26 protein-coding genes and 1 riboswitch are annotated in these 26,311 nt (G+C 26.4%); of the genes, 10 read left to right on the top strand and 16 right to left on the bottom strand.

Translation table 4 applies throughout. The annotated features are described in order from the left end of the window. Positions 1–21: 21 nt before the first annotated feature. Positions 22–657, bottom strand: a complete 636-nt coding sequence (locus EELLY_RS00710) for a lipoprotein (RefSeq protein ID WP_104205607.1) — start codon at positions 655–657, stop codon at positions 22–24. 613 nt (positions 658–1,270) lie between these two features. Between EELLY_RS00710 and EELLY_RS04115 the strand changes: the two genes are divergently transcribed. Beyond that, on the top strand, positions 1,271–1,468 hold the full coding sequence (locus EELLY_RS04115) for a hypothetical protein (RefSeq protein WP_146063615.1): 198 nt from the start codon (positions 1,271–1,273) through the stop codon (positions 1,466–1,468). 36 nt (positions 1,469–1,504) lie between these two features. Here EELLY_RS04115 and EELLY_RS00705 read toward each other — a convergent pair whose 3' ends face one another. Continuing rightward, positions 1,505–2,113 (bottom strand): hypothetical protein, encoded by a 609-nt coding sequence (locus tag EELLY_RS00705; protein WP_104205606.1) that lies wholly within the window; start codon positions 2,111–2,113, stop codon positions 1,505–1,507. Between the two features lie 149 nt (positions 2,114–2,262). On the opposite strand from EELLY_RS00705, the gene EELLY_RS00700 reads away from it, so the two are divergent. Continuing rightward, the gene (locus EELLY_RS00700; RefSeq protein WP_104205605.1) at positions 2,263–4,017 is read left to right on the top strand and encodes a hypothetical protein; all 1,755 of its coding nucleotides are present in this window, start codon (positions 2,263–2,265) and stop codon (positions 4,015–4,017) included. Positions 4,018–4,221: 204 nt separating this feature from the next. On the opposite strand, the gene EELLY_RS00695 is transcribed toward EELLY_RS00700, so the two are convergent. Then, positions 4,222–5,946, bottom strand: a complete 1,725-nt coding sequence (locus tag EELLY_RS00695; protein WP_104205604.1) for a DNA/RNA helicase domain-containing protein — start codon at positions 5,944–5,946, stop codon at positions 4,222–4,224. A 3-nt stretch (positions 5,947–5,949) separates the two neighbouring features. Continuing rightward, complete coding sequence (locus tag EELLY_RS00690) at positions 5,950–7,269, bottom strand: DUF2130 domain-containing protein (RefSeq protein ID WP_104205603.1); 1,320 nt, start codon at positions 7,267–7,269, stop codon at positions 5,950–5,952. Positions 7,270–7,406: 137 nt separating this feature from the next. Between EELLY_RS00690 and EELLY_RS00685 the strand changes: the two genes are divergently transcribed. Then, the gene (locus EELLY_RS00685; protein ID WP_104205602.1) at positions 7,407–7,664 is read left to right on the top strand and encodes a hypothetical protein; all 258 of its coding nucleotides are present in this window, start codon (positions 7,407–7,409) and stop codon (positions 7,662–7,664) included. A gap of 125 nt (positions 7,665–7,789) precedes the next feature. Here the strand turns inward: EELLY_RS00685 and EELLY_RS00680 are convergent, their stop codons facing one another. The 4 genes from EELLY_RS00680 to EELLY_RS00665 form a co-directional block, all read right to left on the bottom strand. Continuing rightward, entirely contained in the window at positions 7,790–9,667 is a 1,878-nt protein-coding gene (locus tag EELLY_RS00680) for a lipoprotein (RefSeq protein ID WP_104205601.1), read from the bottom strand. A 200-nt stretch (positions 9,668–9,867) separates the two neighbouring features. Beyond that, entirely contained in the window at positions 9,868–10,977 is a 1,110-nt protein-coding gene (locus tag EELLY_RS00675; protein ID WP_104205600.1) for a DEAD/DEAH box helicase, read from the bottom strand. A 61-nt stretch (positions 10,978–11,038) separates the two neighbouring features. Beyond that, positions 11,039–12,562 (bottom strand): DEAD/DEAH box helicase, encoded by a 1,524-nt coding sequence (locus tag EELLY_RS00670; RefSeq protein WP_104205599.1) that lies wholly within the window; start codon positions 12,560–12,562, stop codon positions 11,039–11,041. Between the two features lie 493 nt (positions 12,563–13,055). Further along, complete coding sequence (locus EELLY_RS00665) at positions 13,056–13,910, bottom strand: DUF3800 domain-containing protein (protein ID WP_104205598.1); 855 nt, start codon at positions 13,908–13,910, stop codon at positions 13,056–13,058. 587 nt (positions 13,911–14,497) lie between these two features. Between EELLY_RS00665 and EELLY_RS04330 the strand changes: the two genes are divergently transcribed. The 4 genes from EELLY_RS04330 to EELLY_RS00650 all read left to right on the top strand — a co-directional run bounded on the left by EELLY_RS04330 (position 14,498) and on the right by EELLY_RS00650 (position 16,461). Then, positions 14,498–14,623, top strand: coding sequence for a hypothetical protein (locus EELLY_RS04330; protein WP_281253989.1), 126 nt, complete (start codon positions 14,498–14,500; stop codon positions 14,621–14,623). A gap of 100 nt (positions 14,624–14,723) precedes the next feature. After that, complete coding sequence (locus tag EELLY_RS00660) at positions 14,724–15,413, top strand: hypothetical protein (RefSeq protein WP_104205597.1); 690 nt, start codon at positions 14,724–14,726, stop codon at positions 15,411–15,413. A 16-nt stretch (positions 15,414–15,429) separates the two neighbouring features. Further along, positions 15,430–16,059 (top strand): hypothetical protein, encoded by a 630-nt coding sequence (locus EELLY_RS00655; protein WP_104205596.1) that lies wholly within the window; start codon positions 15,430–15,432, stop codon positions 16,057–16,059. Between the two features lie 39 nt (positions 16,060–16,098). Further along, positions 16,099–16,461, top strand: coding sequence for a hypothetical protein (locus tag EELLY_RS00650; RefSeq protein ID WP_104205595.1), 363 nt, complete (start codon positions 16,099–16,101; stop codon positions 16,459–16,461). A gap of 524 nt (positions 16,462–16,985) precedes the next feature. On the opposite strand, the gene EELLY_RS00645 is transcribed toward EELLY_RS00650, so the two are convergent. The 6 genes from EELLY_RS00645 to EELLY_RS00620 form a co-directional block, all read right to left on the bottom strand. Continuing rightward, entirely contained in the window at positions 16,986–18,338 is a 1,353-nt protein-coding gene (locus EELLY_RS00645) for a M20 family metallopeptidase (protein WP_104205594.1), read from the bottom strand. A gap of 12 nt (positions 18,339–18,350) precedes the next feature. Then, the gene (locus EELLY_RS04235) at positions 18,351–19,283 is read right to left on the bottom strand and encodes a J domain-containing protein (protein ID WP_219818094.1); all 933 of its coding nucleotides are present in this window, start codon (positions 19,281–19,283) and stop codon (positions 18,351–18,353) included. An 86-nt stretch (positions 19,284–19,369) separates the two neighbouring features. Further along, the gene (gene rpmA / locus EELLY_RS00635) at positions 19,370–19,657 is read right to left on the bottom strand and encodes a 50S ribosomal protein L27 (protein WP_104205593.1); all 288 of its coding nucleotides are present in this window, start codon (positions 19,655–19,657) and stop codon (positions 19,370–19,372) included. Position 19,658: 1 nt separating this feature from the next. Beyond that, positions 19,659–19,973: a ribosomal-processing cysteine protease Prp gene (locus EELLY_RS00630; RefSeq protein ID WP_104205592.1), complete on the bottom strand. Its 315-nt coding sequence runs from the start codon at positions 19,971–19,973 to the stop codon at positions 19,659–19,661. An 8-nt stretch (positions 19,974–19,981) separates the two neighbouring features. Then, the gene (gene rplU, locus EELLY_RS00625) at positions 19,982–20,281 is read right to left on the bottom strand and encodes a 50S ribosomal protein L21 (protein ID WP_104205591.1); all 300 of its coding nucleotides are present in this window, start codon (positions 20,279–20,281) and stop codon (positions 19,982–19,984) included. A 150-nt stretch (positions 20,282–20,431) separates the two neighbouring features. Next, positions 20,432–21,112: a PD-(D/E)XK nuclease family protein gene (locus EELLY_RS00620; RefSeq protein WP_104205590.1), complete on the bottom strand. Its 681-nt coding sequence runs from the start codon at positions 21,110–21,112 to the stop codon at positions 20,432–20,434. A gap of 125 nt (positions 21,113–21,237) precedes the next feature. Between EELLY_RS00620 and EELLY_RS00615 the strand changes: the two genes are divergently transcribed. Both EELLY_RS00615 and EELLY_RS00610 read left to right on the top strand, forming a co-directional pair. Continuing rightward, on the top strand, positions 21,238–22,614 hold the full coding sequence (locus tag EELLY_RS00615; protein WP_104205589.1) for an amino acid permease: 1,377 nt from the start codon (positions 21,238–21,240) through the stop codon (positions 22,612–22,614). Between the two features lie 27 nt (positions 22,615–22,641). Further along, positions 22,642–23,343: an MBL fold metallo-hydrolase gene (locus EELLY_RS00610; protein ID WP_104205588.1), complete on the top strand. Its 702-nt coding sequence runs from the start codon at positions 22,642–22,644 to the stop codon at positions 23,341–23,343. Here EELLY_RS00610 and EELLY_RS00605 read toward each other — a convergent pair. Together EELLY_RS00605 and EELLY_RS00600 are read right to left on the bottom strand one after the other, a co-directional pair. Continuing rightward, positions 23,336–23,902: a histidine phosphatase family protein gene (locus tag EELLY_RS00605; protein ID WP_104205587.1), complete on the bottom strand. Its 567-nt coding sequence runs from the start codon at positions 23,900–23,902 to the stop codon at positions 23,336–23,338. The genes EELLY_RS00610 and EELLY_RS00605 overlap by 8 nt on opposite strands. Before the next feature lie 86 nt (positions 23,903–23,988). Next, on the bottom strand, positions 23,989–24,402 hold the full coding sequence (locus EELLY_RS00600) for a hypothetical protein (RefSeq protein WP_104205586.1): 414 nt from the start codon (positions 24,400–24,402) through the stop codon (positions 23,989–23,991). A gap of 165 nt (positions 24,403–24,567) precedes the next feature. After that, a riboswitch (nucleoside riboswitch) is annotated at positions 24,568–24,628 on the top strand. A gap of 81 nt (positions 24,629–24,709) precedes the next feature. On the opposite strand from EELLY_RS00600, the gene EELLY_RS00595 reads away from it, so the two are divergent. Continuing rightward, entirely contained in the window at positions 24,710–26,302 is a 1,593-nt protein-coding gene (locus EELLY_RS00595; protein WP_104205585.1) for a hypothetical protein, read from the top strand. Positions 26,303–26,311: the final 9 nt, after the last annotated feature.

Genomic DNA, 26,311 nt, shown 5'->3' with positions numbered 1-26,311 from the left:
TAATTTAATTAAAACTAATTACTAAACACCAGTTTTTGCAGTTCCAGTATCAGTTCCTTCAGCAGCAGCAACAGTTACTTTAAAAGTTACAGCTTGAGCATCTTTATAAGAAACAGTAATTGTTGATTCACCAACAGCTACAGGTGTAATTTTAATTTTTGATCCGTCAACTGCAACAGTTGCAGCAGCAGGAGTACCAGAAACGGCTGAAATATTTTCACCTTCAATTGGATTTGTAAGTGAAACAGCAACTTCTTTAACTTCTTCTCCAACTTTCATTGACACGGCATCAATTGCTGCAATTACAGGTTTTGTAGAAACAGCAGCTTCAGCTTTAATAGCTCCAGCTATTTCAAAAGTTTGTCCGCTTAATTTGTAACCATCATTGGCAACAGGAGTTACTAGAACATCAGTTTTTGATCCTGATTTAAGAGCAGCTGATAAAGATTTAACTCCTTTTAAAGTTGCATTTGTAGTGCCTTGTAATTTAGCAGCTAATGCAGCATTAACAGCAGCTAAGTCAGCCAAATCCTTAATGTCACTACCTATAGCAGTTTTAATGCTTTCAACTTTAATTTTTGTGTCACATGCAACAACTCCAGCTGAAGCAGTTGCAGTTAAACCTACAGCTGCTAATAATGTTAATAATTTTTTCATATCTTATTATATTTCCCTTCTTATAATTTTATAGATATTTAAATATGTATATTTCACAATATTGTTACCTATCTAAAAAAAGATGTTTCAATATTGCTAATTTAATTATAACTAGTAATTAAAGTGAAATGTTAAAAAATGAAAAAAATAATTATTGTGAGTTACTTTATATTTAAAATTATAACAAGAAAGAAGAAAACACATGAAATTAAAAAATGAAAAATGAAAAATAAAATGAATCAAGAAATATAGTTTGAAATGTATTAGTTATTATTGTTGTTGGTTGCTTATTAATTGGTGCAATTAAAGGAATTGGTTTTAGACATAAAATTAAAAATTATTATGATCAAGATCAAGACTCTTATTATTACACAATCTATATTGTTAATTTAACTAAACTAGGTTTATACAACAGTATTATAAATAATATACAAGTGAGCATTGCGGGTTCACTAGATGTTTTAAATCATGATATTTATGGACTAATAGTTGCTGGAATTGTCATAACTTTTATTTCAGCTTTAATTCCTTAACTCAATTTTTCTTTGAAACTAACAAAGAAAATAAAAAAAGTTCTATTTTCTTAGTAAGTCGAATTATATGTTTAATCGGAGTGGGTCTAGTATTAGTTGCAATCATAGTATATTTAGTTAAATTCACAAACATAACAAATACAAAATTTGATAACAATAATGACAAGGTTTATCAACCATCTAGTCAGTTGTTTGACATGGGGGCTTATCTTGGATTAATAATATTAGTTTCAACTTGTTTTATTATTTCCATCATTTCACCAAGAAATTTAAAATAAAATTACAGTTTACACTTACAAATATGAAAAATAATATTATTTAAGGTTATTTTGGTGCATTAATTGTAAAAGATATTTTCTTTTGTTTTGAATAAGAATTAATTTTTCTTTTTCTTCTATTAATATTTCTCTAATTTCTTTTTGTGTTTTATTAATATTTTTAATTTGTTGATCAACTTTTTGTAATTCTTTAATGATTGCTTGTCTAACTCATTTATATTTAGCTTTATTAGCTAACAAATAAATAGGTGTATTTTTTGCATAATATCTAATAGTTCATATAACTCAAGGAATAACTCCGATACATCAAGCAAACATAAAATAGAATATATCAACTCATTGTTCTGGTTTTATTGGGTCGTTTGGCTGAACATATTGAATATAAAATATTGTAATAGCTAAAGGATAATACAACAAACCAAAAATTAAAAATCCTAATTCACAAATCATTATCACACCACCAATAATAATTAAAGATGCACGATTGAACTCTTGAATATTTTTTTTGTGATTTACTAACATTTGCTTTTCAATAATTTTTTGCAACATTACACGTACTACAAAAATTCTTACTAATAACACTCCACCTACCATTACTAACAAAAACGATATAATTCCAGTTAAAATTCATGCTTTTGATTCCATAAAAACCTCAATATTCTTTCTTTTAATAAATTATAAAACTAATTAAATCATTATTAAGAAAATAAAAATAAAATTTTTGATAGTTTTAAATAAATAAGATATAATTATTTTTATATGATTTTATACATTAAAATGGAGAATAAATAATTATGATATTAAATATTTTTAAAAAGAAAGTTTTATTTAAAGCTATTTTTGGTTTGACTGCAACAACAGTTGTTGTTATTACACCATTAAGCGTAATTGCTTGTGTACCCACAAGTGATTTGAATGCTAGACCAATTAATTGATATAGTCCTGTAAATACTTTGGATGGAACACCAAATGCTTTTGCTAATGATTCATGTTCTATTCTTTGAGATGAAGACCAAAAATTATTTTATAGTTGAATGTTATTTAGAAATGGTAAAGGTTTTCCTTCTGGGTGAATCGAAATGACTTCTCCTGATTTAAACACTTGAACACAAGGTGAATATCGAATTCAACAAAAAAGAGAATTTGACACGATAAATGGTAAAGGTTCAACTTCAGCTTTGGGTGGATCAGTCTGAGTTGATACTGATGGTAAATTTTTTGAACCAGGTGATGTTGTTTTTGTTGTTTCAATGCAACCTTCAAGGATATTAACTCCAAAAAATGAACCAGAAGGTCAGGTTTTAATTGGTGATAATTCTTCATCAAATGGTGATAATTCTTCATCAAATGGTTTAGTTGGTATTGATAAAAATAATGGTGATGAAGAAATAATCAGCAACTCTAACATAACTGATGAAAGCGGTATTGCTTATTTTGTTTCACATGGACTTGGACAAGATTTTTATAAAAAAGGTGTTTTATCCAAAGAAAATTTAAGCAAACCAACAGATAACACAAATTGAAGAGATACATTTGTATTTCAAACAGATGATGGAGTTTATTTTGCAATTTCTGCTCATAACCGTTTAGAGTTTTGAAAAATTAATTCTTTTGAAGACAATGAAAAGGGTGGTAAAAATAAAATTGAAAAAGTAAGTGAACTTTTTGTTAGAAATATTGGGGTTGAAGTACCAAATGTTGTTAAGATAGGTGAAAATTTATGGTATGTATCAGCATCAGTTCAAGACAACCCATTTGGTGGACCTTTTCAATCTGCATGATGAACGTTGTGTGAATGAAATGCTGAAAAAGGATTTATCCCAGTTACAATTGGAGATGATGGTAACTATCATCAAGTTGAAAACTTTAGAACTGCTGAAGCTGCTTTAAAAATTGAAGAAGAATTTCCAGATGATAAAGTTATAGACTGAGATAAAACTAAAAACGAAGATTATAAAGAAATGGTTAATATCTGACAAGCCAATGAGTATGGAACTGAAGGTTATGCACAAAGAGTTAGTGATCCTTATCAAACACAAAACCAAAGAGATAAAAAGTTTGCTGAATTTGCAATTTCACGTTCAATGGTTTCAAACTGAGCATATGATACAGACATTTGAGCATGAAAAGGTGGATCATATGGAAGTGAAAAGTTAACATTTAAAGATGGTAAGCCTAATTTAGTGATGAACGATAAAGTTGAAACTTTAGTAGATAACGGAACTGCTGTTTACAATTTGAAAGGATCAGACTTAGTGGACGGTTACAGTCTTGATTTTAATAATAAACTATTTTCTTTTTATTTAAAAGATAACATCACACAATGAGAAAATAATGTTTCTACAAAATTAAAAAAATGAAATAATAAAGGTGGTCCAACTGATTTAACTGATGATATCACTATTGTTTGAAACAAATGCACACTAACTTTTTATAATGAAACAAAAGGTTGAAATGCTCATTTTATGTTACCACAATGAACAATACATGAAATTAAAGAAGGAGCTAAATCAATTAGCTCTGGTAATTTGATTGAACCAGAATTATAATGATTAACATAAAACACAAATGGTGTTTTTTATATTTAAAAAAATAATGGATTTTGAAATGATCATGTTATTTTATTACAGGGTGTAATTCACTAATCAAATAAAATGCTTAGCTATAAAAGTCAAAAAATGAAAGATTCATTATAAAATCTTTCATTTTTTATAAGAAGTAGGGAATATTACGTTTCAGTAGTTATTTAGCTTTTAGTCATACATATTCGGTTTTCAATTTTTTGTTACTTTTTTTAATTTAGAATAAAAGTGTATATAGGCATCGGGATCATCAATTAATATATTCAAACTTTTTGTAGCTCTTGTCAACAAAATATTTATTTGATTTCTTTGCTTTATTGCTTCAAGATAAACTTGCTCATTTTCCGAATTATCTAAAGAAAATAAATCATGATTTTTAAAAATATATCAAGTTTCATTTTTTCACTTAACTATTTTTAAATTTGGAATATATATAAAAGCATTATCAACATCATAAGAAATTGCATGATGGGTGTTTCCTATCATATTTTCTTCTACGTTTAACCTTTGAGAAAAAAACATTTCTTGAGTTCCACAACACTCAAATTCCTCTAAGCCTATTTTTATTTTTTTATTTTTGATTGTGTAATCCGATGCATCATAATTTGTATATATTTTAGTGTTTTCCCGCAAACTCCTTTTTTTTCTGTATTGTTTAAGAAAATTGTTAGGTGTTAAAAATAAATTTATTTCATAATTAGATAATTCCTCTTTTTTGATTTTTTTGACTTTAGTAGATGAAAGTTGTTCAATTACATTATAAACACCAGTTGGAAACCTTGGAGATGTTTTTAGATATATTTTATCCATTAAATCACAAAACCCTTCTTCGCGTAGCCTACTGAAAAACATACTATAATTTTCATCTGTTTCTGTAAAAATTTGTTTTTCATCACCAAATAAAATGATTTTTTTAGATTTCTCTATTATTTTTTTTAAAGTAGTAAAACTCAATCTTTGTGATTCATCAACGATAACCATTTCATTAGTTCCTTTGTTTAAAAGTCAATCACTACCATAAGTTACTATTTTCTCTCCTCGACTTTCAATATGTTCAACAAAAAAAGTTTTATAGAATTTTTGGTTAAGTACTAACATATCTGATTTTAAATTGTTATAAAATGTTCTCAACGATAAAAATGTTTTTCCAGATCCCGCGTGCCCATTTATAAATAATATTTTTTTATTACTATTAATAAAATTTTCTATTTTTTCATAATAATCATCATTATCTTTTGAAAATTTGTAATTTTTCATTTTTATAGAATTTATTAAATCCTGCGAGGACAACCTTTTCCACGACTGCTCTATTATTTCAGAGTTATGATTGCTTATCTTAAAATTTTTTATTTTTGTTTGAATTTGTTCATATTTTGTTTGTTTGGTTATTTTGGAACTATTTTTAGGTTTGAAATAACCGCCCTTAAATTCTGTTCCTACAAATTTTAAAACTAAAAAGGAGTATTCTGTTTCGTTGAACATTCTATTTAATTGCTTTTCTATGTTTTCTTTAGCTTGTTTATCTGATTTATCAATTACTTCCTCGATGTCCCCCATTTTTCTTTTGCACTCTATATTAAGAATCATTTTTTGCCTTTTATATTCTAAAACATTTATATTATCAAATTCCATTTGTCCTGCGAAAGAAAAATTAAAATACATATATTCGGATTTATCAAAAACAGATGTGTTATTATCAACAAATTCATTAACAACTGATAATGTATGGTATATTTCATCCATATCTTTCAAAGAACTTTCTTCAGCCATTTTGACACCAAGACCCTTCAACAATATTTTTAATTTGTTTTTGGCCATTTTTTTGCCACTTTTTTTAAATGCTTCTAATATTTTTTCAATAATTATTTTATTAGTCTTTATACCTGAATCTTTCATTTTTTATTCTTCACCAAATTCTAAAGTTCCTAATATATTAGTTAACTCGCTTGTTATTTTATTAAAGAATTGATTTTTAATCACATCTGCTGATTTTTTGATTTTATTAGAATTATTAATTAAACTTTGACTTACTTTATCTAAGCTCTCCATTTCAGCTTTTATTTTTTTATAAGAAGTAGGGAATATTACGTTTCAGTAGTTATTTAACTTTTCTTTTTGTGCTTCTAGTTCTTTAATAATATCATTGTTAGATGAACTAGTTAAGATGTTAATCTTTTGATTAAGTTCATATTCGAATTCAATAAAACGTCTTAGCATTTGACCAACAAAAATAAAACTTTCTGAATCAGTGATTCAAATATTGTCATACTCATTTGATTTAATAAATGGTACACCACGATATTGGTCATTAAAACTAGTAGCTATTAAAATACCGTATTTAGTTTTATTATTAGCAACATCTTGTGCTAATTTATTAATTCATCCATTAGATCATTCAGCATTTTTTACTTCATATACTATTTTTCCTACAACTTCTTTTTTAGCGTTTTTTATTGTTTGTAAGTAATCAGCTTTTCTATCCCCAGTAGTTAATTTATCTATTTGGTCAAATAGTCCAAACCCTTTTTGCAATTCTTCTTCAACTTCATGTTCAAAGTTTTCGCCTTTTCTTTTAGAATTAATAATTTTAAATTCGCGATTAGCTTGTGTTAATTCATTAATTCTATTTTCATATTCATTTTTAATAGTTAGTTCTTTTTTTTCTGATTCTAGTTCTTTAACTTTAACTAAATTATCAATTTCTATTTGTTTATTATTTAATTGTAGTTTTAAATCATTTAACTCTTGGTTAAATTGATTCATTATAACTTCTTTATTTTTTGCAACTTCAAGGTTGAATCTTTCTTCCATTGCCTTAATTTCTAATTCTTTATTAGCTACTTTAATTTCTAAACTATTTTTAGTTTCATTAAATTGATTAATTAATGTATTTTTCTCTTTATCTATTTCTAAAGCTTTTTGTTCATTTAATTGTTTTATTAAACTTTCTTTATTATTTAATATAATTTTAAATGATTGTATTTCATTGTTAAAATCATTAGTCATTGTTTGTTTAACTAGATTAATTTCTGATAAGTGTTTTTCATTTAATTGTGAAACTATTTCACTATTTAATTGTTCTTTAAGCTCTATTAGTTGTTGAGCTTTTAACTCACTTAAATAGTTTTCAATTAGTGTTCAGTTTGAACCATGATTAGCAAATGATTCTTTTGTAATGTCCTTATGACAATGAGGACATTTAAATAAGATATTATTCATATAATATCTCCCTTCTATTTATATATTGAATGTTTAAAAAATAAGAATAAGATAATAATCTCACTTTCTGTAATTTTTAAGGTTTCCACCTATTTTTATTATACAATAAATATTAGTTAGAAAGACTAGGTATTTATATGGGTTTTGAAAGAAAAGAATTTAAAGGTTATGAAAAGAAATTTGATGACAAAAAAGGATTTGCAAATCGCAATGGTGGAAATAGAGGATTTGGAAATCGCGATGGTGGTAACAGAGGATTTGGTGGTCGTGATAAAAAACCAGATGGAATGAGTAACGGAAGAATTGATAACTTTGAAAAACCATTATTGTTATTATTAAAAGAAATTAGTGAAAAGTTAGATATTTTAATTAAAGATAAACAAGATACAGAATAATTGTTGATGAATATAAAAAATGAAACCGCATGTTTCATTTTTTTTGTAAATATTTTAGTTAGTAATTAGTTAGAATATTTATTTTAAATAGTTTTGAAAGAATAACTATTTTCACCTTCAGTAGACTATTTTATTTCTAATTGATAATCACCACTAATTGTAGCATTACCATTTATTTTATAACCTTCAACAGCTTTAAGAACAACTGAATAAGTTCCTTTCGCAGATGAACCCTCAACAGCATCTCCAGTAGTTGTTACATTACCAGTTATTTTATCTTTTCAAGTATCAGATTTTAAAACACCTTCAATAGCTGCTTTAGCCTCTTGTTTTGTTCCATAAGTTACATCATTTGCGTTTACTACTGCTTTAATTGCATCATCAACATCAGAAATTGAAACTTCAATTTTAGAAGTTAATCAAGTTGCAGTAAATGATGTTTTAGCATTAGCTGCAAATTTATAACCTGGACTAGGTTTAACATTCAAAATAATTGTATTTTCTTGATTGTCAATTTTTCCATCAAGAGATACACCGGCTTTAAATTTTACTGTTCTTGTGGCAGTAAAAGCAGCTTCAGCATCAGCAAACTCTTGATTTTTAACAGCATTATCTAATAATTCTTGAATATAATCAGTTGAAATATTTCAAGAAGAACTTTGATTACCAATTCATAATTTACGTGTAGTTCCATTTTCAAGATCACTAGCTAATTTATAACCTGGTGAGACGTTTACTGGAATTTTGAAAGTTACTTCTCTATAACCGTTACCACTAGAAGGATCATCGTAATCTATTTCTGAAAACTTAAAACGTGAATCTTCAATTTTTGTTATTGCTTCTACAGCATCAGCTAAATTGTTAAAAGGACCTGAAATTTGTGCCAACACTTCATCAACATCTGCTTTATTAATTTCAATATCTTCTTTACCAATTTCTAAAACTAATGATGTTCCATTTTCAATATCAGCAGCTAATTTATAACCTGTTTTTGCACTAACTTTAACTGTAAAAGTAACGCTAGTAAATGCTCGGGTATTTGAAGTCACATCAACTACTAAAAATGTATCATTTGCAATTGCTTTAATTGCATTAATAGCAAGTTCATTAGATTCATATGGTCCAGTAATTATGTTTAATGCATTATCAACATTTGCTTTATTAATTTCTAGTTCAGTAGGAACTTTAATAGTAATAGTTGTTTTACCATCTCAAGTTCCTAAACTATATTCATCATTAGGTGTAACAGTCACATTAAAAGTTACATCTTTTGTTGGTGTTGATGAAACTTCAGCAACAATTGTTTTGATTCCAGTAATTTTTTTACTTTGAACTTTATCAATAGCATCTTGTAAAGTTGCAAACTCTTGATCTTTAACTTCTTTTTCTAACTCAGCAATTGTAGTATCTTTATCAATTGGAGTAGATTTAACTAATCTTCATTCAGCACTAAATTCAGTTTTAGATCCTTCAGTAAGATTGTAACCTGTATCACCTTTAACTTTAATAGTAATAGTTTCTCCAACATTTGTTGGTTCGCCATCTAAAATTAAACATTTAGCTAAATCAACAGTTTTAGCTGCTTCAATTGCTTTTTCTACACTAGAAAATTTTTTATTTTTAATAACTGTATCTAATGCAGCTTGAACACCATTTGTACCAACTTCTGGTGTAACAACAGGTCCTGATAAAATATCTTTTAATTCAAACTCTTGTTTATCAATTTTATAACCTTTAATTAAGTCAAGTTTAAAATGCACATTTTTTGAACCAACAATTTCATTAGCTTTAACTGATTTAATACCAGTAATAATTATTTTTTTTAATTGTTCTTGTACAGCTTCTATTGAATCAAATGGTTGTTCACCTAATTTACTTGCAATTGTTTTACTTACTTCAGCTACATTTAATGCATATTTTTTATCATTTTTGCATTGAACTACTAAAGTTGTGGATGCAGCAACTAATCCAGCAGCAGCTAATAATCCTAATAATTTTTTCATAATTTATCCCACTTTCTTTCATTTTTTATTTCTATAACTTCAAAAAAAAGTAAAAAGTGGAATCTACAATATGTTGCTTACCACTTTTCTTTTTATAAAATTAATAAAATTTGGTTGATAATCTATAGTCTGCTTTTGATACCTTTGAAAAATTATTTTATAAATTTATTATAAATGCAAAAAAAAAAAAAAAACAACTTTTATGATAAAAAGTATTCTTTAACAATAATATTGAATTCTTGAGTTATTTCATTTAGTTTATATAGTGCTGTTGCATTCTTTATAAAAGTAACACTAGTACCAAAATTATCATGTCTACCTGTTCTACCAATACGATGAACAAAATCTTCATTATCATCTGACAATTCAAAGTTAATCACTAGATCAATATCTTTAACATCAAACCCTCTACCAACAACATCAGTAGCTACTAAAACTTTAACTTTTCCAGATTTAAAATTATTTACAGCTGATAGTCTTGCAAATTGCGTTTTATCACCATTAATAACTTCTGCTGCTATATTATTTTTAATTAAATAATTATAAACATTAAATGATTCTAATTTTGTATTAACAAAAATAATTGTTTTTCTTGATTCTAACTGATCTATAACATGAATTAATGTTTTATACTTATCTAAGTTTTTCACAAAAATATATTTATTTTCAATTTGAGAATTAACTTTAAGTTCATTATTTAATTCTAATATTTTAAATTCTCTTATTTGCTCTTTCATTAGCTCATCAATTCTTTTATTTTTAGTAGCTGAAAATAATCCTATTTGGCAATATTTTGGGATTGCGCCAAATACAATGTCAATATCTTTTTTAAACCCGTATTTTAATATTTCATCAACTTCATCTAAAACTAAAGTTTCTACATTATTTAAATCAAACTTATTTTGGGATAATAGGTCAGTAACTCTTCCAGGAGTTCCAACAATAATTTGTGCATTTTTTAATTGTTCTAATTGAGGGTTATAACTAACTCCACCAATTAGAAGTGCTGTTGAAAGACTTTTCATTTCTTGACTAAAAATTTTTAATTGATCATAAATTTGTACAGCCAACTCCCTAGTTGGAGTCATAATTAATGATTGTATTTTTTCAGACTCAGTATTTATTTTATTTAATATAGGTAATAAAAAAGCAGCAGTTTTACCACTTCCTGTAGAAGACTTTATAAAAACATTTCCATTTTCAAGCAAAAAAGGAATCGATGCATTTTGAACATCTGTTGGTAACTTAAAGTTTATTTTAGTTAATGCTAAAAGCAAAGTTGCTTTTAATTTAAATTTTTCAAATGACATATTGATATCCCCTTTCTTAAAAACTGTTTATGTTTTAATTTTACAATAAAAAAGAGATTATTTAATCTCAATCAGCATTAGTATTCTTTTTAAATGCATTTCATTCTGTTTTTTTAAAATCAGTTTTTCTATCATTTCTTGATTTGTTGTCTCTTGAAGAATAGTTAACACTTCTTGATGAGCTGCTATCTCTTGAGTAATTACTATCTCTTGTTCCTCTTGAATCTCTAGAATTATTATTATCTCTAGAACCACGTGTGCTTCTAGAACCGCCACTTTTGTTTGACCCTGATCATGGACTTCTTGCTTCACCAGAATTACTTCTTGTTGCACTGCGAGAATCTCTTGAACCACGATTATCTCTAGAACCGCCACTTCTTGATGAAGAACTATTTTTTGAAGATCTATCATTTCTAGATCTAGAGTTAGCATTGCGATCTGAAAAAGAAGTTTGTTGTTTTCTTTCAATGTTATATTCACTAATTTCAATTTCGTTAACTTCAATATTGAATTCTTTTTGAATATCTTTTAATTGACGCATAGTTCCCATATTATCAACAAAGGTTATAGAATCACCTTTTTTGTTATTTCTTCCCGTTCTACCAATTCGGTGAACAAAGTGTTCATTTTCTCTTGATATATCATAATTAATAACATAATCAACATCACTAATATCAATTCCTCTAGCAACAACATCAGTTGCAACTAGAATATTTACTTGACCATTTTTAAATGCATTAATTGATCTTGATCTTTGAGATTGACGTTTATCACCATTAATAACAACAGATTTTAATCCAACTTCATATAAAACATCAGCAATTTTATCTGTAAAGTTTTTAGTGTTTGAAAAAATAATTGCTTTTTTAGGTTTATGTAATTCAAAAACTTTTTTAAGTAATTCTTTTTTATCTACATTTTTAGTAAAAATAAAAGTATTTGTAATATTATTATTTACCTCTATTTGGTTTTCAATTTCAATCATTTCATATTCATTCATATATTTTTTAGCTAAAGATAACACTTTTGGGGTTACAGTTGCTGAAAATAAACCTACTTGTGAGTCTGGTGAGATTTGTTCAAAAATAGCATCCATTTCATTTTTGAATCCCATTTTTAACATTTCATCAGCTTCATCTAAAATAATTGTATTTACATTTTCTAATTTTAAGTTTTTTCGATTAATGTGATCATTAACTCTTCCTGGAGTTCCTACAACAATTTGAGATTGCTTCATTTTTTTAACTTGCTCTCTCATTTCAGTTCCACCAATTAGTGGTGTAATTGTTAAGTTATTAATACCAACACCAAATATTCTAATTTGAGTAACTATTTGCATAGCTAATTCTCTAGTGGGTGCCATGATAATTGCTTGGATAACTCTTTTATCACAATTAATATTATTTAAAATTGGTAATACAAACGCTGCAGTTTTACCAGTTCCAGTTGAAGATTTACCAAATACATTTTTATTTTCTAAAAACATTGGTATTGCTTTTTGCTGAATTTCAGTTGCTTTTGAAAAGTTATTTTTATCAAGCGCAGTTAAAACTCTGTTGTTCAGATTTAGTTCTTTAAATTTCATTTTTCTCTCTTTTCCTATTTAGGCTATCAAGATAAAAATGATTCTTCAAGCCAATGTAAATAATTATATCATAATCAGGAAGGTTGTGCATAATAAAACATATCTTGGATAAAATAGTGTTAAAAATGTTTGTTTGCTTTAATATATACTTTTAATTTTCTAACATATTTTCAATTAAGTTTAGGTTAATATTTTCGTTTATAAGTCAGGTTATTATTAATGTTTGGTATTGTTTTAGCATAAGTTCCACCACCCATTGATTGTGGTTTTGCATTCATATCACCAGTTACTTGTGATAAATTTCAACCATTGTAGTAACTAGTTCACTATCTTTTGGTATATAAATAACTTTAGTTTAGGATGAATAATTAATCCTAAAATTATATTCTTTTAGTTTTGTTTCAACTTGTTGTTAAAAACTCAACTTTTAATAACTAGTTTTAATACTAGATTACTAGCACGCTTTAATTGTAATATTTTTAAAGGTAAATTATTATTTGTTGATGTTTCATTCAAAATCTTCAATTTGTTTTAAAACACATTCTGTAACCAGTAATTCAATAATATCACATTGATTTTTTATTGTTGACAAACACTTACACTTAAATTTTCTATGAGCTTTTTCAAACATTTGATCAATTTTATTGTCTCATTCTTTACTATGATTAATACTTAAAAATCTACACATAGAGTTGATTAGACCAGCATAATAATCAGAATATCTGATAGTTGGATTAGTATAAGAATCCAATTGCACAATTTTAATTTTTGAATTGACAAATTTTTGTTCTTTAAACCAAGTTGTAGATATATAACCCTCTAATGATTCTAATTTTAAATCTTTTTGTTTTTTTATATTAGGTGTCAACTTTCTTTGATCTATAAAAACTTTTATGTCAATATCTTCGTTATTATCAACCCTTAAAGATATTAAAGCTATTTCAATTAAATATGAAACCATTATGTTGTATACAAGATCAATATTAGCTTTTTTGCCATCTCTTGATATTCACTTTTTTAAATTACTAGTAATACTTATACTTTGTTGTCCAAAATTCTTTAAGTTATGTAGTAAAAATTCTTTATTATCAGTGGTTAGTCTAGATCATTTAACCTCTTTGTGAATGACATCATCATTCCCAATTAAAAATTGATCTTTGAAAATTTCTACATCTTTTCTAAATTCCTTAATAGATTTTTCGGTTTTTAATATATTGGATTTAATTTTAAGTTTTATAGAATTAATAGTTGAATAAACTGTTGAATAAACAAAAAAACCTCCAACAGTAAAAAAGGTTGAGGATGGAGATCCGCTTTCATCTAAATAAAAACTTATGTATTTTTTCATTCAATAACCTTTTTGTAATAAAAAAAGGATATTACTATCCTTTTCTGCATAAGGGTGCTCGTACTAAAAATACGATTAAGCTTGCTGCATAACCTTACGTCTTACAATATATATATTAACAATTAAAAATTAAAAAAAGGTAAAAAAGTTTATATTTTAGAAATTAAAGTTTCTAAACACTTACTTGTCAATTTATATATTGCTTTGGTAAAAAATTGGTATTGCTTTTTTTAAAGTTTAATCTTATCAGCTATTTTATTCCTGCATGAAAGTTATCAAACCAATTGATCACATTTTTGAATAAGAGTATATCCTATATTTTGTAAGTTTTAGTAGATCCCTTATCTTGTTCTGCCTTTAACCACAAATTAAGTATATAATTTATAATAACAAGAAAGGTGATTATTGTATCAATGCAACAGGCTTCATTCTATAAGAAAAAATATTTTGCTCAATAAAATGAAGTCAAGATTATCGCAACTTTAGTGAAACAATAAGTTGCTATAATGACTGACAAGCTTTGAATTACAAACCTTATTAACGCTAACATTTTAATTAGTGCGTTAAGTTCTTTTCAGGAGGTTCTGATGAATAAAACATTAACATTAATTGCAACAATAATTGTTATTGAATCTGCTGGTTTAATTTGTACTTCTGCTGTGAATACAAATACTTATATAATGCTGGAAAAAACAAAAAATAATTGAAAATAAATTAGAAAAAACTTCAATTAAATTACCTTATTCAAGAGAAATTGAAACTAAACTTAATTTAAGTGGGTATAAGGAAAATATTTTATCAAAATCTAAAGTTATGCACGCTTCAATTTTAAAAGAGATAACTAAAAAATATATAAAATCATTTGATTTAAGAAACTCTTTAGGGATTCAGAGAGTTTATACTTATGATAAAAAGAATATTGAAAAAGAAATTTATTCATTTTTAAATTCAGAATTAAATGAAAAAGAATCAGGTGAATATGATTTTGATAACGAGGTTAGTTTTGTTAAAGATTATTTAAATATTGATTCAATCAATTATGACGATAACTTCAAAAATGAAATTAGCAAATTATATCTTAGAAAAATTGAGATGTCTGAAGATAAAGAAAAACATTTTTTATCTAATTACGCATGACCTAAATTTGAGCAATCTGTAAAAGATGAAACTGATCCTTTCGTTTTTTCACAATCAATTAATGGGTATAGTGAAGTTTATAGCTTTACAGATGATATTTTATTAATTGGTATATGATTTATTATTGCCGCTGTGATTTCTTTTACAGTTAGTGCAACCTTGGGATCAGGGGGTCTTTTAGCACCAGCAATACCTTTAGTTGCTGTTGGGTTGACCAAAATAGGTTTAACAATTTCAGAAAAAGTAGTTAAATTACTTATTAAAAAAGTGATAACAAAAGCTGTTAAGAAACCTTTAAAAAAAACAAGTAGATTCAGTTATAAAAATAATCTTAAATTCTATAAATTTACAACCTATTTTAGATAAAAGTAAAAAATTTATTATGAGCGAGTATGGAGAGGATATATGAAGTAAATACAATGATTTTTTTATTAAAGGTTTTAATAATGGAATGGCTGGTAAGTGAAAATCTTTTTGAGGCGGAGTAAGCGTTAAAGATAGAGCGGTACTTATTTTTGATTCTCTAACAAATCCTCTTTGAAATTTGAAATCAATTAGTTCATATTCAACTGCTAAATTTCAAAACTTGTTACCTTGATGAAAAAAATATACTGAAGCAAGAAAATTTGAACACAATATTGATCAAGCTAAAAAATTAACATTTTTTACAACTATAGTAGCGACAAAAGGAACTTGAACTGGTACATATTATGGTGATGTAAATAATCCAATGGAAAATAGTTATGATTTAAATAAATCAGCTAATCCCTTGTTAAAAACCACTTTAGAATTAACACCAACTTTTGCCAAAAAAACTCAAGCTGTAGGAAAGACTTTGTTTATTAATAAAAATTTAAAAGATACTAGAAAATTAGCTCAATTTTATAGAATTAATCAAAATGAGTTTAGTGGTCTATTAGACCAAACAGATAAAGAAGTTTTATCTAATTACCCAACAAATTATTCAAACTATAATAATAAGTTTTTAAGTTTAGGGGAAATATTTGAATAATTTTTTATTATGAAATGATTAAAAGGAGATAAATTCACAATGCAAAAAGATTATTTAGAAAACGTTAAGTTAGAGTTTAAAAAATATAGAAAGTCACTTATTCGAATCCATGCATGAACTGGTATATTATTAATAGTATTAATATTTCTTGCTTTATATTTAGGTACTTGTTATCCAAAATCATTATTGCCCATAACATTAGTGTGCGTTGTATTAATATGTATATTGGTGCTTTTTCAAATAAACTTATTACAAATGTTAATATGGTCAGCAAAAAGAATTAAAAATGAAAATTATGTTGATGGTTGGCGATTACTTTCAACGCTTTTTCTATCAAAAGCGACATATAATAAAGTTTTTGCAGACAAAAATGATGATTTAGGTCCAATAGCATTTTTTTAGATAGAAATAAAAAAGATGAAGCCCTTTAAGTGGTTGGAAGGCATTTTTTAAAGATGTGTTTTTTACTATGTTTTTGATTGGAATCTGGTGTTTTTGATTTATATTTTCTTCATTTGTGTTGTTATTGATCAAATTAATTTTTTGTTGAAAAATACGTTTAAATGATAAAAAGATTTTGTTAATTATAAAAAATTCTGAAAACAATCAAACAGGTTTTAATAAATAAATTAGAAACATTTTAGAATAAACTAATTGCAGATTTATTTTTTAAAAGTATATGCTCAAAGTGCTTTAATGTTGGGCTATTTATTATATCTGTCTAATAAACTTATTTTAAATACAAATTTATAAACAAGACTTAAAAAATAATTTAATAATTAAAAAGATTAATATACACTTGATCATCTGTTAATTTTTAAAAATAATGAAAGCATTTTAAAAATATAAGTAATTAAAAAATCCACACTTCTCAAAAAAAGAAATGTGGGTTTTATTTTTTAGTTTAAATTTAAACTATTGTTTTTTTACTTAGTCAATTTATAAATTGCTTTAGTATATATTTCTAACATCTTTTTAAGATGATCAATTGCAACATATTCATTATAAGCATGCATTGATGCATTTTCAATATCCATAGCAGCACCAAAAGCAATAATGTTTGGCATTGTTTTAGCATAAGTTCCACCACCCATTGATTGTGGTTTTGCATTCATATCACCAGTTACTTGCTGATAAATATCAAACATTGTAGTAACTAGTTCACTATCTTTTGGTATATAAATAGCTTTAGTTACTGGATGAATATTTAATCCTAAATTATATTCTTTTAGTTTTTTATCTAACACTGGTAATAAATCATTTTCAGGATTAGTAAATACTGGTACTCTAAAGTTAATAACTATTTTGCTTTCTTCATTATTAATATTTAATAAACCAATATTTTGAGTTAAATCACCAGTTTCATCACTAATGTCTCCAAACACTTTTGACATACTAAAGTTTAAATGACATTGTGTAGCTACAAATTTAATTAAAGGATGATCATTTCCAAGTTCATATAAAGCATTAGCAAGGTATGTAGCAGCATTTACTCCAACAAATGGAACACTAGCATGTCCTGGTAATCCTTTAACCACTAAAACTTGATTTTCAACTTGAGTTGAAATATTTTTTACACCATTTAATTTTTCTATTATTAATGCAATATTATCACCAGTATATTCAGCAACATCACAAACCATATTAACAGCTTGTCCTGCTTTTATTTCAAAGTTAGGTTTTACATTACTTGTAATTTCAACAGTTGATATTCACTTTTCAGCATATACACATGGAAACAACCCATCTGGGACATACCCAGTTTTAGCATACCCGTGATCTGCAACATATTTTTCCATACATTTTCAGTTAGTTTCTTCATTTAGTCCAAAGATAACTCTTATTGTATACTTACTTGGATTAAATCCTTTATCTTTTAAATATTTAACAGCATATACATTCATCATTGTTGGGCCTTTATCATCAAAGCTTCCACGTCCTATTAATTTATTATCTTTAATAATGGGATCAAATGGTCCTGTAAATCATTTGGTTAAATCACCAGCTGGTACAACGTCTAAATGACATAAAATAGCAAAAATATCTTTACCAGTTCCAAAATCAAAGTATGCATATTTATTTGTATCATCTTTAACAGGATTAAAACCTAATTTTTTAGTTAGTTTAATAATATATTCTAATGCGTCATGAACACCAAACCCAAATGGTTTATCACCAACTGGTTCTGATTCAACTGATGGTATCTTTATTAGTTCTTTAGTTGATTCAACAGCTTGGTCAAAATATTGTTCGATTAATTCTTTAGTGTCTATTTTCATACAATCTCCTTATTAATTTTTTATTTTTTTAATATATTCATATGCGTGATTAATTTCAACCATTTTATCTTTAGCTTCTTCATTCTTGTTAATATCTGGATGGTATTGTTTTGCTAGTTTACGATATTGTTGTTTAACTTCATCAAATGTAGCTTTACTATTTAACTCTAATGTTTCATATGCTCATTTTTCATCATCAAAATCATTTCAATGTGATTCATTATTTTGTTGTTTATTATGTGCTTTTTGTTTATGTCAACCATTTTGATGATAAAAATTATTCTTATTAAATGTTTGACCACTAACATTTTTTCTTTTTTCTTTAGCTCTTATAAGCAAATCGCTTATAAGTTCTGTTGTATTTTGTTTTAATTGTTCCAATAGTCTTTCAACAATAGGCTTTTCATTAAAATTTGCTGTTCCCAATATATAAGCAATTTTTCTTAAAAGAATTAACTTTACAAAACCATTTTTAATTAACAAATAATAATTATCTAAGCTTTTCGTATAGTAAGTCATTAAAAATGCTCTATTCGCACTAGTATCAGCAATATTTGTTTTATCAAAATTAGTTAGCAGTCTTTTTTGTTGAATTCTAAATTCACTAAAAAATTGATCTTGTATTTTGCTCATATCCTCTATAAAAGTTTCAATAGTATTAAATGAAACTTTTTTATCAATTAAAAACTTTTTAGTTTTATTAAAATCTGTCAGATATGGGAATTGTGCAAATTCTTCTCTATATTCATAATTTCCAATTACTACAGTTCGTTTAGTTTTTCGCATTCAAATTGTTCGCTGATGTCTAACCGATTCTATATTCTTGGTTAATTGCTCTTGTGAGTTTGTAACTCTATTTTTATTATTAGTAAATAAAAATACTACTATTCCAACCAAAAAGATAGCGATCATGATTGATATGATAATGATTAAAAAAATTAACATGATGCTCCTTTTCTAAATTAATATAATTTTACATTTTTAGTAATAAAAAAAGATTAATCATAAGACTAATCTTTTAAATTATTTTATTAGTTTGCAAGTGGAACTACTTTAACTCTTTTACGGTTTTTGCCAAATTTTTCATATTTAACAGTACCTTCAATTAAAGCGAACAAAGTGTCGTCTCCACCACGTCCAACATTTTGACCAGGATGGATTTTAGTACCTCTTTGTCTAAAAATAATAGCTCCAGCGGTTGTAAACTGACCATCAGCTTTTTTTGCTCCTAAACGTTTTGATTCAGAGTCACGACCATTTTTTGTTGACCCAGTACCTTTTTTAGAAGCAAAGAATTGTAATCCTAATAAGAAACGCATATTAGTGAACCTCCTTCATTTGTATGTTTTTTTTATATTGAGTTCAAATAGTAAATAATTGAACTCGTAACATTTCTAACATGACTTGTAAATCATGATTATTCAAATTTAAATTCTCAATTATTATTTCGTTTTCCAAAACTTGTAACTTCACATCTTTTTCAAAATTTGTATCTAATGCATTTAAAGCACCACTTACAATTCCTGTAACAGCTGCACAAACTAAATCTTGATTAAACTTACCAGCATTAGCATGGCCTGAAATATTTAATTGTTGAATTTTTTTATTAATGTTTTTAATAATGATATTTATCATATTAGTTATTAACCAATAATTTTTTCAATTTTAACTTTAGTGTAAGGTTGTCTGTGACCATAAACCTTATTAACATTTTTTTTAGGGTGGTATCTAACAACACGAATCTTTTTACCTTTGCCTTGTTTAACAATAGTAGCAGTAACTTTAGCTCCATTTAGTAACGGTGCTCCCACTTTGCTATCAATCATTAAAATTTCGTCAAAAGTAATCTGATCATCTACTTCACCATTTACTTTTTCAATAAAGATTTCGTCCCCAGCTTCAACTTTAATTTGTTTTCCACCTGTTTTTATAATTGCGAACATATTCTATATCCTCCAGTCTAGACTCGCCTTCATATGTGAGAAATTAAATACTTCTACTTAGTTACATACTTAGAAAAGAGCGGTTGAAACTTGATTTCAACTATTTGATTATACCTTTTTTTACCAATGTGACAAGTAATTTATGTATTTTTATTTCTTAGATTTTAATATTTCAAATATTTCTAATGTGTGTTTCTCAGCAATTTTTTGAATATTTTCACTCATGAAATATACTTCTTTGTTTATTTTATTGCAATTTATAACAAAATAATTGTTTAACTTCATGTCATTAATGTTTATTTCATTAAATCTTTCTTCTAACAAATGCTTATAAAGGGTCAATTGTAAAGTTTCTTTTTGAAGATCAGGATGTCTTGTTGTTTTTATATCTCCAATTAAATACTGCTTTGTTTTATTATTGATAAGTAAAATGTCAAGAGTTCCAACATATCGTTCGCCCACCATTGATAGTTCACTTATGATTTCTCATCCATCTTCTTCATTATAGTCATTAGTTATTTTTTGTAGTATTTTTAATAATCATCTTTTCATTTCCAAATGACCATAAAGATTGCAACAAGTTCTTTCTTGGCGATCTTTTAATCAAACTTCTGCTATTTTGTGTAAATGCAAACCTCTAGTTATTGCATTTACCAAAATTTCTTTACCTTCTTGTGTTTCAGCAAATGAATCATCAAAAACATATTGTGGTAAATATTGCATAATAGCTGAAACACTTGGTCTGTTGATTTCAACACCTTTTAAATAATACTTATGTGATTCTTCATCAATAAATATTTCTTGTCTTAATATATTTTCTATTTTTTCCATAAATACCACCTTTAATTTATATTTATTATACTTTAAGATTTTAATTAAAAAGATTTAACATATAAAAATATTTTTATTATAAAATTTATTGGTGTTTAAACATTTAATACAAGAAAGGAGAAAAAATGAAATTAAATAAAAAATATGGTTTTTGAACAGTACTTGTATCAACATTAGCAGCTGTTGTTGGCTCAAGTATAATAATTTCTTTTAATATGGTTTTTACTTTAGCTGGAAATAATCCGTTATTGATGATATTAGCTTGAGTTTTTGGAGCATTAATTGTTTTACCAGATGCTTTTGTTGTAATAGAACCTTCAATTGGTTATCAAGAAAGTGGTAATGGATATAGTTGAATTAGAAAGTGCAATTGAAGAATACTTGCATTTTGATTTGGATGAGTATTAATTTTATTTGTATCAGCAACTTCACTTGCTAGTTGTTGTTCTGCTATGAGTTCTATGATCACAATGATTGTTGAAATAGATGATAAAACAATTGGTGCTCAAACTTTACAAAAAGCATTAGCTATCATAATTCTTGTCAGTTTAGCAGTAATTCAAATTATGATTAAAAACAGTAATAAATATACTCAAATGTTTTTCTTATTTGTTAAAACATTACCAATATTATTAGTTTTTACATTAGCAATTATATATGGTTCAAGTGATGGGTTATTATCTAACAATGAAATGAATAAAAATTTAGGTAGTGCTTATGTTTCTTCAGCGATGTTAATTCCTGCAATAACATATACTGGTTTTGCATATTCAGGGCATGAATTCCCAACTTACATTACAGAGGAAATTGAAAATCCAAAAAAAACAGTACCATGAGTTATGATTAGTGCGATTTTAATAGTTTTAGTTATATATGTAACCTATGGAATTGCTTTATTATCTTTAGCAGAAAGTTCAAAAGTTGTAAGCGAAGGACAAGGGACTTCAGCTATTTTTGCTCAATATAAATGAGCTGTCTTAACTTTTAATATTTTTGCAATATTTTTATTTATTGGTTCAGTTAACTCTTTATTATTTTTTCAATCAAGATTAATTCATAAACTTTCAGAAACTGGTGACATGCATTCAATATTTGGAAAAGTGTATGGTAAAACAAATCAACCTTATATGGCAATTATCTTATTAGGATTAGTGGCATGCTTTTACATACTATTTAGTTCTATTGCTGAAATTATTTCATCTTTTGCTTTAGCAACAAGTGCTTTAAAATTATTGTTAAATGCTTCAATCATTAAATTAAGATTAACTGATCCTAACTATAAAAGAATATATGGTAATAAAACATTTTGAATTTTGATGATATTAAGTTTAGTGACATGTGTATTAACTTTAATTGGTTCAATTTATTTAATGGTTATATTGCCACAAGCTAGTGGAAAAAGTGCTTTTGCAGTTCTATGAAAACCCATATTGATGATATTTGTTGCTTTTTTAGTTTATTTATTCGGAATTTTTAAATTTAATAATTTAAAAATTAAATAGTCACTATTAACTAGAAAAGGTTTATTAATGATCAAAACTTTCAAAAATTCAAAAATAAATGATGTTAATGCATATTTAATAATTAATAAACAGCTAAATAAAGCTATTTTAATTGATGGTGCTTATAGATGAGAAAGTATTTTTAAATATCTAAAACAATATGAAATTATTTTAACAGATATTTTTATCACTCATTTTCATCACGACCACACCATTGGATTAGATAAGTTAGCTTTATTAACTGGGTCTGCAATACATATACATAAGTTTGATTATCCTTATTTATTAGACAAAACAGTGAATGAAAGTCAAAATGGGCAAGTAGTTGAGTTTGATAACCCAGAAATAAAATTTGAGATTTTTAAAAATGATGTTAAGTTAAATATTAACGGTTTTCAAATTAATACTATTCATAAAGGTGGTCATACACCAGGAACAGCTTTTTATGAACTTGATAATAAATATTTATTTGTTGGTGATACTTTATTTATTGACAAAGTTGGATTTCATAAAGCTATGTTTCATAATTTACAAAGTAGTGCTTTAAAATCATTAATTGATCAAACTTGTGATGATGATAGATTTTATGCTTCAATTGATTCTATTCTTAAAGACTATTCTAAACATTTGGTATACCCAGGTCATTGAAAACAAGGTTTTAAAGCAAATGATGTTTTAAATAATAAAAATCACGTTTATAATAAGAAAATAAACAGACACTTTAGTTAGTGTCTGTTTTAATAATTTCTACAAATTTTCAAGTTTTATTAGTCGTTTCGTATTCAAATTTAAAAACTATACAGTTGAACATATTTTTAGGTCTTTCAACTTTGCTGTTTAATAAATGTAAGTCAGAAAATTCTCTTAAAATTCTACCATGTGATACAACCAATATATTTTCGTTAAAATCCTCTTCAGCTATTTTATTCATTATAAATTTTGTTCTTGATCTTACTTGCTGTTGGTTTTCTCCACCTAATTCAACAAAATAATTACCAAAAGGAAATTTAATATGTTCATGTTTAATTGCTGGATCACCTTCAGCTGACCCAAAGTTTCATTCATTTAATTCAACAAAGCTTTTAAACCCCAAATTCGGTGCAACATATTTTATTGTATTTTTTGTTCTATTTAATTCTGAAGTATAACCACTACCAAATAATATATTATTTTGATTAAACCATTTACCAGCAGTAATAGCTTGCTCTATTCCGTTTTCAGTTAATGGGGAATCACAAAAACCTTGCTTAATTTTTTTAACATTAAATCAAGTCTCACCATGTCGCATTAAATAAATGTTTTTTTCATAATTACCTCTTACTAAAATTATAGAGTATAAACCCCAACAATGGTTGTTGTGGTTTATATTTTAAGTTATCCAAAGTAATTAATAGTTTCTTCTACTTCAGGATTTAATATTGTATATTCTTCTTGTTCATTGCTCATCAGAATATATTGATTATGTTCGTTATAATCATTACTGATACTTTTTAAGGTTTGAACTTGCACAAAATCACTATCATGATGAGACAGCTGTGGTTGATTCTTAACAGATGCTGTATCATCAAATTCAATTGAAGTAGATCCTAGCTTAAATTTGGCTTTGTCGTGATTTTTTGATGATTCTATATAAACTAATGGCAAAGCTGCAATATCTAACAAAAAATCAGTCGCTTTTCCAATAATTGCTGCAACCCCATTTAGCAAAGCACCACTAGCACTAGCACCACCAATTATTTCTTTTGCTTTTTTAGTGTCAATTTTTTTAATTATATCACCTCCTTTCATTTCAAAAAGTATTTAATGTGAAATTTTTAAATAAAGGAGTTTTTGTATAATGTTGCTAACAAAAGATAATGAAAAAATGCCTTTTTTGCCTTATTAATATGCTTTTTTTCCACAAGTATTTTACATATATGTATAATATTTGTGAGCTTAATAATATTGTATCTAACTTACACATAGCAACATATTGGGTTGCTGTCCTGCCTTAGACCTATCTAAGACTGTAAGAAGAATAATGATATTAAATGTGATGGTGAAAATATAATTTTTATTGAGTTTGATATTAAACGAAGAAAGAGGAAAATTCAACATGAAAAAATTATTATTATCTTTAATGTCAGTTTCAGTTGTTGGCACTAGTGCAACAAGTGTATTAGCGTGTGTTTCAAAAAATGACACAGATATTTATTTAGTACAAGGAAATAGTGGGGAAATCAGAGATAAAAGTTTTAATGAATCTGCTTTTAATGCTGGTAACAACTTCTTGCAAGAAGTTGTAGGTAGAAAGAAAAATATTTCTTATGTTAGAGTTAAAGATTCAGAAACAGCAACTCTTACAAAAGCTTATAATAATGCTATTAGAAATAAACCAAAAACTTTAATACTACCCGGTTTTTATCATGCAGTTCCAGATAACGGGAATAATAGTGCCGCTGGTTTAATGAAGGGTAAAGGTTCAACAATCTTAATTGATGCTGCTGATCAAATAGAAAATCAAATTAACATTTCATATAGAGGAGATGTATCAGGGTTTTACGCAGGAATGGCTGCAATCGTTACTGAATTAGGTAAAGATGATGCTAAAGAAGTTAAATTAGGAGCATTTGGTGGAAACTCAAACCCTAAATCAGTGGATAACTTTATCGTTGGTTATATGTCTGCTATTGATGTTTGAAATCAAACAAGTGTTGAAGATAAAACACAACTATTTGCATCAATAGATGAACAAAAAGCATCAACATGAGCTAAAAGAGATATAACAGTTAAAACTACTCAAAAGATTAGTCCTGAAGCTACAATGGAAAAAAATGATACAGATTGATTCTCAAATTCATTTGTTGTTGGTGAAGCTGTCCCGCTTTTATCTAAATTAGATGCAACTGTTGTTATGCCAGTTGCAGGGCCTCAAACAGCTGATGCTATTAGTGTTACTGGTAAAAATTTCAAAATTGTTGGAGTTGATACTGATCAATCTCTAGCATTTGAAAAAGGTAATTTTATAACTTCAGCTGAAAAAGCTATTGAATCATCAACTTTAATTTCTTTAGCTCATACTCCAGAGTGAAAAGATGTTAATTTAGGAGAAGAGACAGTTTTAGCCAAAACTGCAAAAATTGTAAAAGAATCAGGATTGAGTTTAACTAGACAAGATAGCAAAGACGGAGAATTCAAAGACGTTGATCTTGCTGAAAACAAAGATTGAACTAACTCAGTATTATGAGCAAATGGTGACATGTCATCTGGTGGTAAAAATGCTTTAAGTGATAAAACTAAAAATGCTATTAAAGAAATTTATACACCAAAAGTTTTAACTGAGGCTTCAAAAGATTTATTTACTTACATCGATGGTCAAAATGCTGAATTTTATAATAAATATTCAATTATTAGTAAAGTTTCTATTGACGCATACGCAAATAAAATTGTTAGTGGTAAACAAATGAAAAATTTATCAGATGATTTAAATCCATTAGACTTAGGTGAAATAAATGATAATGACAGTTCAACTATTCTTAATGCAATTTTAAATAAGAATAGCACAATACCTAAAGATGAATTAATTATTTCTAAAATTGAAGGTAATAAAGCTGAAGTAAGTGTTAAAGATGGTTCTACAGTTTATAATAAACTTGATTCTCCTTTGGTTATTACTTTTACTATTAAATCTCCTGCATCTGGTGAATAATATTAATTA

Origin of the sequence: Entomoplasma ellychniae (assembly GCF_002930155.1) — a bacterium.
Classification (GTDB): Bacteria; Bacillota_I; Bacilli_A; order Mycoplasmatales; family Mycoplasmataceae; genus Entomoplasma; species Entomoplasma ellychniae.
Note: the sequence above shows the minus strand (reverse complement) of the source record. Positions and strands in the feature narration are given on the sequence as shown.